The organism is Pseudomonas sp. GM78, assembly GCF_000282475.1.
Classification (GTDB): domain Bacteria; phylum Pseudomonadota; class Gammaproteobacteria; order Pseudomonadales; family Pseudomonadaceae; genus Aquipseudomonas.
Map to the genome: position 1 here is coordinate 48,327 of NZ_AKJF01000084.1, position 9,728 is coordinate 58,054.

Annotated in this window: 8 protein-coding genes and 2 riboswitches; of the genes, 4 read left to right on the forward strand and 4 right to left on the reverse strand. The window is 62.4% G+C overall.

The features are described 5' to 3' along the window. The first annotated feature begins 116 nt into the window (after positions 1-116). Both PMI35_RS17320 and nfuA read left to right on the forward strand, forming a co-directional pair. A complete protein-coding gene (locus PMI35_RS17320) occupies positions 117-2,414 on the forward strand; it encodes a fatty acid cis/trans isomerase (protein ID WP_008059274.1) in 2,298 nt (765 codons plus the stop codon). Between the two features lie 104 nt (positions 2,415-2,518). Then, positions 2,519-3,103, forward strand: coding sequence for a Fe-S biogenesis protein NfuA (gene nfuA / locus PMI35_RS17315; protein WP_008059275.1), 585 nt, complete (start codon positions 2,519-2,521; stop codon positions 3,101-3,103). A 144-nt stretch (positions 3,104-3,247) separates the two neighbouring features. Here the strand turns inward: nfuA and cobM are convergent, their stop codons facing one another. From cobM to PMI35_RS17295, 4 genes are all read right to left on the reverse strand, one after another. Next, positions 3,248-3,994 carry a precorrin-4 C(11)-methyltransferase gene (gene cobM, locus PMI35_RS17310; RefSeq protein WP_008059276.1) on the reverse strand — a complete coding sequence of 249 codons (747 nt, stop codon included), beginning with the start codon at positions 3,992-3,994 and terminating at the stop codon, positions 3,248-3,250. Between the two features lie 83 nt (positions 3,995-4,077). Beyond that, positions 4,078-4,491, reverse strand: a complete 414-nt coding sequence (locus PMI35_RS17305; protein ID WP_008059278.1) for a cobalamin biosynthesis protein — start codon at positions 4,489-4,491, stop codon at positions 4,078-4,080. Next, positions 4,488-5,192, reverse strand: coding sequence for a CbtA family protein (locus tag PMI35_RS17300; RefSeq protein WP_008059279.1), 705 nt, complete (start codon positions 5,190-5,192; stop codon positions 4,488-4,490). Before PMI35_RS17300 ends, PMI35_RS17305 begins: the two co-directional genes overlap by 4 nt. Before the next feature lie 11 nt (positions 5,193-5,203). Next, positions 5,204-5,398 carry a CbtB domain-containing protein gene (locus tag PMI35_RS17295; RefSeq protein ID WP_008059280.1) on the reverse strand — a complete coding sequence of 65 codons (195 nt, stop codon included), beginning with the start codon at positions 5,396-5,398 and terminating at the stop codon, positions 5,204-5,206. A gap of 122 nt (positions 5,399-5,520) precedes the next feature. After that, positions 5,521-5,745, reverse strand: a riboswitch (cobalamin riboswitch). Between the two features lie 208 nt (positions 5,746-5,953). Further along, positions 5,954-6,165, forward strand: a riboswitch (cobalamin riboswitch). 99 nt (positions 6,166-6,264) lie between these two features. On the opposite strand from PMI35_RS17295, the gene cobW reads away from it, so the two are divergent. Next, positions 6,265-7,326 (forward strand): cobalamin biosynthesis protein CobW, encoded by a 1,062-nt coding sequence (gene cobW / locus PMI35_RS17290; protein WP_008059281.1) that lies wholly within the window; start codon positions 6,265-6,267, stop codon positions 7,324-7,326. 3 nt (positions 7,327-7,329) lie between these two features. After that, positions 7,330-9,728 (forward strand): cobaltochelatase subunit CobN (cobN, locus tag PMI35_RS17285; protein WP_008059282.1); only part of this gene is annotated, 2,399 nt, incomplete at its 3' end.

Here is a 9,728-nt window from a genome sequence, read left to right on the forward strand (position 1 = left end):
TAGCAAACCTGTGCGCTTTTAGAGCATGTCCGGGTTTTCCATGAATATCGCTCATGTTGGTGTGGCGGCCAGCCCGGTAGAATCGCGGCGTTTTCTAAAGGATCGGGACCAGGGACATGTCGTATCGCGTCGTCATCGCCAGTGTGTTGATGTTTTTAAGCTGGGGCGCGGTCGCGCAAAGTCCGGCGATTGCCCCTGCAATCTCCTATACCCGCGATATTCAGCCGATCTTCAGCGAAAAGTGCGTGGCCTGCCACGCCTGCAACGACGCCGCCTGTCAGCTCAACCTGGGCAGCGGGGAGGGCGCGGCCCGTGGTGCAACGAAAGTCCCGGTGTATGACGGCGATCGCAGCCAGGCCGTCGCGCCGAGTCGCCTGTTCTATGACGCGTTCGGCAAGCGGGCCTGGCAACAAAAGGGCTTCTATTCGGTGCTTGACGCCCAGGGCAGCCAGGCTGCATTAATGGCGCGCATGCTCGAGCTGGGGCACACCAACCGCTTGCAACCCAATGCCAAATTGCCCGAGGACATCGTCCTGGGCCTCAATCGCGACAACATGTGCGCCTTGCCGGGCGAGTTCGACGGGTATGCCAGCGCTCATCCCAAGGAAGGCATGCCCTTGGCGGTCACCGGCCTGACCGATCAGCAATACCAGACGCTGCAACGCTGGCTGGCCTCGGGCGCGCCGATCGATGAACAGGCCCTGGTGCCCAGCGCGAAGGAAGCGTTGCAAGTGGTGCAGTGGGAAAACCTGCTCAACGCACCGGGCGCCCGGCAGAGTCTGGTAGGGCGCTGGCTGTTCGAGCACTGGTTTCTCGCGCACCTGTATTTCAAGGACGGCGAGCCGGGGCATTTCTTCCAGTGGGTGCGATCCCGCACGCCGACCGGCCAGCCCATCGACCTGATCAACACCCGTCGCCCGAACGACGACCCCGGCACCCAGGTGTATTACCGCCTGTGGCCGGTGCAGGGGGTGATCGTGCACAAGACCCACATCACCTATGCCCTGAGCGCGGCGAAGCTGGCCCGGGTCAAGAGTCTGTTCTACAACGGCAACTGGCAGGTCAGTGCCTTGCCCGGCTACGGTCCGGAACGTCGGGCCAATCCGTTCGCCACCTTCGAAGCCATCCCGGCCCAGGCGCGTTATCAGTTCATGCTCGATAACGCCGAGTACTTCGTGCGCACCTTCATTCGCGGCCCGGTCTGCCGCGGGCAGATCGCCACTGACGTGATCCGCGACAACTTCTGGGCGCTGTTCCAGGCACCGGAACACGACCTCTATATCACCGACCCGAACTATCGCGGCCAGGCCACGCCGTTGCTGGCGATGCCGGGGCAGAACGACGACGTCGGCAGCGTCCTGAGCCTGTGGCACGACTATCGCGACAAGCGTAACGAATACGAAGCCCTGCGCCGGGACAGCTACGCCGATCTGCCGGCGCCGAGCTGGTCGAGCCTGTGGGCCGGCAATGACAACGCGTTGTTGAGCATTTTCCGCCACTATGACAGCGCCGCCGTGACCAAGGGTCTGATCGGCGACGTACCGCAGACGATGTGGTTGTTCGACTTTCCGCTGCTGGAGCGCACCTACTATCAGTTGGCAGTGAATTTCGATGTGTTCGGCAATGTGTCCCACCAGGCCCAGACGCGCTTGTATTTCGACCTGATCCGCAATGGCGCCGAGCAGAATTTCCTGCGCCTGATGCCGGCTGACTCCCGGGATGATTTCCTCGACGATTGGTATCAGAACAGCGGGAAATTCAAGATGTGGATGGATTATGAGTCCATCGACGACGACACGCCGACCGCCCTGAAACTCGATGAAAAAGACCCCAAGCGCGACTTCGCCATGCAGCTGCTGGCCCGCTACGGCGAGCTGAACGCCAAGCCTGACCCGATCAATCGCTGCGACGGCGCCTATTGCTCGCGGCCGAACATCGATCCGGCCTTGCAGGCAGCCGAGCAGGTCTTGAGCCGTTTAGCCTCACGGCCGGCGGCCGGCCTCAAGGTCATCGATCTGCTGCCGGAAGCGACCATGCTGCGCATCGAAACCGCGAGCGGTCAGCGTGTGGTCTACAGCCTGCTGCGCAACCGTGCGCACAGCAACGTGGCGTTCCTGCTCGGTGAGTCGCTGCGCTATCAGCCGGGGCTCGATACGCTCACCATTTTCCCCGGGGTTCTAAGCAGTTACCCGAACTTCATGTTCAACATTCCGGCCGATCAGGTGCCTGAGTTTGTCGATGCGATGGAAAACGCCAAGGATGCCGATCGTTTCGATAAAATCGTCGAACGTTGGGGAATTCGGCGCAGTCATCCGCAATTCTGGCAGTACTTTCATGACCTGAGCCGCTATATCCACGAAACCGAGCCGGTGGAAGAGGGCGTGCTGGACATGAATCGCTATGAAAATTTGTAGTCCCTTTTGGAGAGATTGGCTGGAATCTTTCCCGACAAAAATACTAGGACTTTGTCCGGCGCGATGATTGGCGTAAACTGCGCCCAAGCCTGCGAGGAGTTTCCATGACCGCTATTACCATCACCGACGCCGCCCACGATTACCTGGCCGATCTGCTTTCCAAGCAGAACACCCCGGGCATCGGCATCCGCGTCTTCATCACCCAGCCTGGCACCCAGTACGCCGAAACCTGCATTGCCTATTGCAAGCCGGGCGAAGAAAAACCCGAAGACACGGCGCTGGGGCTCAAAAGCTTCACCGCGTACATCGACCATTTCAGCGAAGCTTTCCTGGACGATGCCGTTGTCGACTACGCCACCGACCGCATGGGCGGCCAGCTGACCATCAAGGCGCCAAACGCCAAGGTGCCGATGGTCAATGCCGACAGCCCGATCAACGAGCGTATCAACTACTACCTGCAAACCGAGATCAACCCGGGGCTGGCCAGCCACGGCGGCCAGGTCAGCCTGATCGATGTGGTCGAAGACGGCATCGCCGTCCTGCAGTTCGGTGGCGGTTGCCAGGGCTGCGGCCAGGCGGACGTGACCTTGAAGGAAGGCATTGAGCGCACCTTGCTCGAGCGTATTCCCGAGCTCAAGGGCGTGCGTGACGTGACTGACCACACGCAGAAAGAAAACGCCTACTACTAAGGTGTTCGCTGCGGAATGAAAAAAACGGCGCCCCGTGAGCGCCGTTTTTTTATGGGTGAAATTTACTGGCGCCATCGCTGGCAAGCCAGCTCCCACAGGGGATCGCGGTCAACTGTGGGAGCTGGCTTGCCAGCGATAGGGCCCTTATAGGCGATACAAATGTGCATGCCCGGCGCGATACAGCGACGACTCGCTGAAATGATCGCTCCCCAACACCCGACCCACCAGAATCAACGCCGTGCGCCGAAAACCCTTGGCAGCAACCTTGGCGGCAATGTCCTCAAGTGTCCCCACCACCCAATCCTGATCCGGCCAGGTCGCCCGGTGAATCACCGCGATCGGGCAATCCGCGCCGTAATGCGGCAGCAATTCGGCAAGGATTCTCTCCAGATGATTGACCCCCAAATGAATCGCCATGGTCGCCCCGTGCTGCGCCAGGCTGCCCAGTTCTTCTCCAGCGGGCATCGCGGTTTTGTCGGCGTAGCGCGTCAGGATCACGCTCTGTGACACGTCCGGCAACGTCAGTTCCGCACCAAGAAGCGCTGCGCAGGCGGCCGTGGCGGTCACGCCGGGGATGATTTCAAAAGGAATATCGAGCTCACGCAGATGGCGAATCTGCTCGCCGATGGCGCCATACAGGCTTGGGTCGCCGGAATGCACGCGAGCCACGTCCTGACCCTTGGCATGGGCCGCTTTGATCAATTCGATGATCTGTTCCAGGTGCAGTTCGGCGCTGTTGACCACCTGTTCGGCGCGGTGTCCTTCCAGCACTGCGGTGGGCACCAGCGAGCCGGCATAGATGATCACCGGGCAGTTGCGAATCAGTCGCTGGCCCTTGACGGTGATCAGTTCCGGGTCGCCGGGACCTGCGCCAATGAAGTAGACGGTCATCAAAGGTTCCTGTTGAAAATGGGGGCTGGGCAAGGCTTCAGATGAAGATTGCTCATGATCGAATGCGCGGATTATCGGGGATTTTACGCGGCGCCGGCCAAGGCGAGGGTGGCCTGGGCATATTTTTGTCGACGAATCAGCAATTTTGCCGGCGACTGGGCCAACTGTTCGGCCAAGGCCAGGGCGGCACTTTCCGCCACGCCGTAACAGCCGGTACGCTCGAACGCGATCTGCGAATGGTGGCTGAGGTGCGGTTGATAAGCGGCCAATTGTTCACTGCTGAAGTACAGCATCTCTAACCCAAGCTGTTCGGCCAGTTCGTTCAGGGCTGGTTCGTCGCGCTTCAAATCGATACTGGCCAGGGCCTTGATCCGATGCAGTTCGATCCGGTGCGCCTGCAGTGCCTGGTCGAGCAGTGCCCGCAACGTGCTGACGGGGCAGCCGCGCTGGCAGCCCAGGCCGACCACCAGGGTCGGCGCTGCGCTGAGGTCAGTCATGCGTGGTACTGGCCATCGCTTTTGCGGCGGAACAACCAGGCGCTGATCAGGCCCAGAGCCAGCCAGAACGCCACGTTGGTCAGCTGCGAAGCGATCTTGAACTGAGTTTCCAGTGCCTCTGGGGCGAGCATCGAGTGCACTTCCGGTTGCGGTGCGCCAATCACATGCGGTACGGCGAGAATCGCCACGCCAAGGACTTTCATCAGCCAGTGACGGCTGAACACGATCAGGGCGATACCGACAGCGGTGGAGGCGGCGGTGCCGATCCACCAGAGCTGGCGTTGCGCCAGATCGGCAGCGGCGGTACCCGGCAACTCAGGTGGCAGGCCAAGGGTCGGTGCCAGTACGAATGTCGCGTAGCCAGCCAGGCCCCAGAGCAGGCCCTGGGAGGTTTTGGTCGGCGCGCGCAGGGTATAGAGACCGGCGAGCATCAGGGCGAAACCGACCGCCACCACCAGGTTGCCGCCAGTGGTCGACAGCACGCGCTGCCAGCCGTCTTCCGGTTCCCAGGCTTCGGTATCGTGGGAATGGGCGGCGACGCCAGCGGCGTGTTCATGAACTTCAACGGCCGCAGGTTCGGATTTTTCGTAGGTCTCGGCCTGCAAAATCAGCGGAGAAACCCAGAAGCTTTGCAGCAGGGTCAGCAGCAGGGCGGCCAGCAGCCCGGTGAAACCTGCGGTTTGCGCAATACGCTTGATCATGTCGGCAGGTCTCAGTGGCACGGGAACGCGGAACTGTGGCGCGTATCGTGAGCCGCGTTGTGAACGGCTTCGATGTGCGAGAAACCGGCGAAATACACCAGGCACGCGCCGAGGATCGACGCACAAACGGCGGCGGTCAGGCGCTGGGACAGGGTAGTGGTGGTGCTGGCGGTATTGCTGTGGCCGGTGCTGCTGATGATTGACATGGCGCTTCCCTCTGTTCTGTCAGCGGGGAATAAGAGCGCAAGCAGAGCTCCGCACGACCGGGCGCGCAGAAGTCCGAACAGCGCCCGCCCACCGCGGGTTTGTTGATTGAAGTGATCGTATTGTTCACTTTGTGTTGCGGGCCGGTCTCCGGGCTCACGAGGGGCGCAGGCACTAGCCCTGACCTGTAAGCGTCACCTTCCCATGCCGCAATGGCACAGTGGATCTGACGCTTCGCTCGCTTACCGTTGCGGGGGCAGCACCGGACTGACATGGCCTGAAGTAAAGCACATGATTCACCGGTTTCCCGTTTCACCCTGTGAAGGGCACCCGTAACAAGATGCGTAGGAGAGCATGGGCAAGGGGCGGGCGTCAATTGGCAAGGGTTCTCGTTTGAGGGTTGGATCGTTCCCACGCTCTGCGTCGGAATGCAGCCCGGGACGCTCCGCGTCCCACCCGGAGCCGAACGCGGAGCGTCCGTTGAGGCATTCCTTTGCTGCGCGTGGGAATGATCTAATCCGGGCGACACAAGACATTGACCCGCCCCGATACCATGCGTAGCCTTGCGCTTTCGAGGTTCTTCGGCGTTTGTCGAAGCTAAGAAGGGAACGCGGTCAATGCCGCGGCTGCCCCCGCAACTGTGAACGGTTCAGTTTCTGCCATGCCACTGCATGCGCCAGCCATGGCGCGCGCGGGAAGGCGCAGCAACCGCCAGTCCAATGACTGGCCAGCCGTCAGCCAGGAGACCTGCCTCGATACAGATTCTCACTACAACCGGGCGGGGTGATCCGGTGGCGAACGCATCCGGCGCGCTTGTGCGTTGCCGGTTCTCGTCCCGTATGCCCGCCACCTTGCCAAAGGGCATCCGATGAAAACACTGGCCAAACTCCCCGTCACCATCGTCACCGGCTTCCTCGGCTCGGGCAAAACCACTTTGCTGCGGCACATGCTCGACAACGCCCAGGGCCGCCGCATCGCGGTGATCGTCAACGAGTTCGGCGAACTGGGCATTGACGGCGAAATCCTCAAGCAGTGCTCCATCGGTTGCACCGAAGAAGAGGCCAATGGCCGCGTCTACGAACTGGCCAACGGCTGCCTGTGCTGCACCGTACAGGAAGAGTTCTTCCCGGTGATGCGCGAACTGGTAGCCCGTCGCGGCGACCTCGACCACATCCTGATCGAAACGTCTGGCCTGGCCCTGCCAAAACCTCTGGTACAGGCCTTCCAGTGGCCGGAAATCCGCAGCGCCTGCACCGTTGACGCGGTGATCACCGTGGTCGACAGCCCGGCCGTGGCGGCTGGCACCTTCGCCGCGTTCCCGGATCAAGTCGACGCCATGCGTAAACTCGACCCGAACCTGGACCACGAATCGCCGCTGCACGAGCTGTTCGCCGACCAGTTGGCCAGCGCCGATCTGGTGATCCTCAACAAGGCCGACCTGATCAGCCCTGAAGACCTGGCCCGCGTGCGCCTGGAAGTCGCCGAAGAACTGCCGCCAGCGGTGAAAGTCATCGAAGCCAGCAGCGGCCGCCTGCCGCTGGACGTGCTGATCGGCCTCGGCGCCGGTTCCGAAGAACACATCGACAGCCGCCACAGCCATCACGACCACCACCATGAAGGCGAAGACGATCACGACCACGATGCTTTCGATTCGATCTCCATCGAACTGCCGGCATCCGACGAAAGCCTGCTGATGGATGCGCTGACCCAACTGGTGGTGCAGCACGGCATCCTGCGGGTCAAAGGCTTTGCCGCGGTCCCGAACAAACCGATGCGCCTGCTGATCCAGGGCGTGGGCACCCGTTTCGACAAGCATTTCGACCGCCAGTGGGGCGCAGAAGAAGCGCGCACCACCCGGCTGGTATTGATCGGCCAGGCACTGGACGCCGCAACGCTCGAAGCGCAATTGCGCGCCGCGCTCAGCGTGTAACCCATGCACCTGCTCAGGACCCAGCCCGGCGGATTCGTGTCGGATGACAACATTGCCGACCTTGGACAAACCCCCGCCGAGCTGGTGATCCTGTGCAGCGGTGACTCCAGCCTGGCGCTGCTTGCCGAAGCGGCGCAGCAGTTGCCCGACGACTACCCGAGCGTGCGCCTGGCCAACCCGATGCAGGTGCAGAACCATGCGTCGGTCGACCTGTATGTCGACGAAGTACTGCGCCACGCCAAAGTCATCCTGATTTCGCTGCACGGCGGCATTGCCTATTGGCGTTACGGCGTCGAGCGGCTGGTGGAGTTGTCGCAGCGGGGTGTGCAGCTGATTCTGGTGCCCGGCGATGACCGCCCGGACCCGGAGCTCAGCGATCTCAGCACCGTGGGCGTTGAGGATCGCGACCGGCTTTGGCAATTCCTGCGCCAGGGTGGCATGGGCAATGCCCTCGACTTTTTCCGTTGCCTGGCCAATCGCTGGCTGGGTCGCGACTACGCCTGGGCCGAGCCGCACACCTTGCCGCGAACGGCGATCTACCACCCACAAAAAAGCCCCGCGGCACTGGGTGACTGGCAAGCCGAGTGGCAAAGCGGTCAACCGGTGGCGGCGGTGCTGTTTTACCGCTCGCATTTGCAGGCGGCGAACACCGCTTTCATCGATGTTTTCTGCCAGCGTTTGCAGGCGGCGGGGCTTAATCCGCTGCCGATAGCGCTGGCCAGTCTAAAAGAGCCTGGCTGCCTTGCGGCGATCGAGGACTGGCTGGATGAAGTCGAGGCGGGGGTGATTCTCAACACCACCGGCTTCGCTCAGTCCAGCCCGGAAGCACCGCACTTGCGCCCGTTTCGCCGCAATATCCCGGTGATCCAGGCCATTTGCGCCCAGGACAATGAGCCCGGCTGGCGTGCCAGCGAACAGGGGCTCGGCCCCCGCGATCTGGCGATGCACATCGCATTGCCGGAACTGGACGGGCGCATCATCAGCCGACCAATCAGTTTCAAGGACCTGGCCTGGCGCAGCGAGCGCAGTCAGTCCGATGTGGTCTGCTACCGCGCGCAGCCGGAGCGCATGGACTTTGTCGCGCAACTGGCGCGGCGCTGGATCGATCTGGCGCGGTTGCCCAATGGCGGAAAACGCATCGCGCTGATCCTGGCCAATTACCCGACCCGCGATGGTCGCATCGGCAACGGCGTCGGGCTCGATACCCCGGCTGCGGCGTTGAACATCCTGCGTGCGCTTCATCAAGAAGGTTATCCGCTGCCAGCCGGGTTGCCAGACAGCGGCACCGCGTTGATCCAGCAATTGCTCGGCGGTGTCAGCAACGACCTCGATACCCTCGATCAACGCCCGTGCCAGCAAAGCCTGGCCATGGACGATTACCTGCAAATGTTCAACGCGCTGCCAGACGCCAACCGGGCGGCGGTACTGGAACGCTGGGGCACGCCCGACAGTGATCCGATGTGCCGTGACGGACGAATGATGATCGCCGGATTGCGCTTCGGCCTGACCTTCGTCGGCATTCAACCGGCGCGGGGTTACCAGGTCGATCCCAGTGCGGTGTATCACGACCCGGACCTGGTGCCGCCCCATGGCTACCTGGCGTTCTATTTCTGGTTGCGCACTACCTACGGCGCCCACGGCGTGATCCATGTCGGCAAGCACGGCAATCTCGAATGGCTGCCTGGCAAGGGCGTGGGGCTGTCGGAGCACTGCTGGCCGGACGCGCTGCTCGGGCCGCTGCCGAACATCTATCCGTTCATCGTCAACGACCCGGGCGAAGGCGCCCAGGCCAAGCGCCGCACCCAGGCGGTGATCATCGACCACCTGATGCCGCCACTGACCCGCGCCGAGACCTACGGCCCGCTGCGCAACCTCGAGTTGCTGGCGGACGAATACTACGAGGCGCAATTGCTCGATCCACGGCGTGCCCGGGAACTGCAACGCGACATCCTGCAACTGGTGCGCGACACCCACATCGACCGCGAGCTGCAGCTGGACGAACGACTGGATAGCGAGGCCGATGCGGCGATCTGGCTACCGCGCCTGGACACTTACCTGTGCGATTTGAAAGAGTCGCAGATCCGCGATGGCTTGCACGTGTTTGGCGAGTCGCCGGCCGGACGCTTGCGGATCGACACCTTGCTCGCGCTGCTGCGCATCCCCCGGGGCGATGGTCGAGGGGCGCAATCGAGCCTGCTGCGGGCGCTGGCCAAGGCCTTCGAACTGGGCTTCGATCCGCTGGATTGTGCGCTGGCCGAACCGTGGGCCGGACCGCGCCCGGATATGTTGTTGTCGCTCAGCGATGATCCCTGGCGCACCACCGGCGACACCCGCGAACGCCTTGAGCTGTTCGCCACAAAACTGATCTCGCAGGTATTGAATATCCCCTGTGGGAGCCAGCC

What these genes read in the sequence shown, in the direction of transcription:
- PMI35_RS17320 (WP_008059274.1), top strand. Translation starts at nt 117, where the DNA reads ATGTCGTATCGCGTCGTCATCGCCAGTGTGTTGATGTTTTTAAGCTGG.
- nfuA (WP_008059275.1), top strand. Translation starts at nt 2,519, where the DNA reads ATGACCGCTATTACCATCACCGACGCCGCCCACGATTACCTGGCCGAT.
- cobM (WP_008059276.1), bottom strand. Translation starts at nt 3,994, where the DNA reads ATGACCGTCTACTTCATTGGCGCAGGTCCCGGCGACCCGGAACTGATC.
- PMI35_RS17305 (WP_008059278.1), bottom strand. Translation starts at nt 4,491, where the DNA reads ATGACTGACCTCAGCGCAGCGCCGACCCTGGTGGTCGGCCTGGGCTGC.
- PMI35_RS17300 (WP_008059279.1), bottom strand. Translation starts at nt 5,192, where the DNA reads ATGATCAAGCGTATTGCGCAAACCGCAGGTTTCACCGGGCTGCTGGCC.
- PMI35_RS17295 (WP_008059280.1), bottom strand. Translation starts at nt 5,398, where the DNA reads ATGTCAATCATCAGCAGCACCGGCCACAGCAATACCGCCAGCACCACC.
- cobW (WP_008059281.1), top strand. Translation starts at nt 6,265, where the DNA reads ATGAAAACACTGGCCAAACTCCCCGTCACCATCGTCACCGGCTTCCTC.